Origin of the sequence: Gemmiger formicilis, from assembly GCF_018784445.1 — a bacterium.
Classification (GTDB): Bacteria; Bacillota; Clostridia; order Oscillospirales; family Ruminococcaceae; genus Gemmiger.
On record NZ_WQOH01000034.1, the window covers coordinates 1 to 314 of the forward strand.

Sequence of the window (314 nt, forward strand, 5' to 3'; positions counted from 1 at the left end):
GAGGGCGACTTTGAGGCCGCCTACAACGTGATTGCCCAGTCCAGTGCGCTGCCCGCCGTCTGCGGCCGTGTCTGCCCGCAGGAGCATCAGTGCGAGGGCAAGTGCGTCCGCGGCATCAAGGGCGAGGCCGTCGGCATTGGCCGCTTGGAGCGCTTTGTCGCCGACTGGTACCGCAACAACGTACATACCAAGCCCACCGCCCCCGCGCCCAACGGTCACAAGGTCGCGGTCATCGGCGCGGGCCCGTCCGGCCTGACCGTCGCGGGCGATCTGGCCAAGCTGGGCTACAAGGTCACCGTCTACGAAGCCCTGCA

The 314-nt window shown here is 68.2% G+C and carries 1 protein-coding gene; it reads left to right on the top strand.

Features of this window, described 5'->3' with window-relative positions:
• Window positions 1–314 (top strand): FAD-dependent oxidoreductase (locus tag GPK89_RS10825; protein WP_215693055.1); only part of this gene is annotated, 314 nt, incomplete at both ends.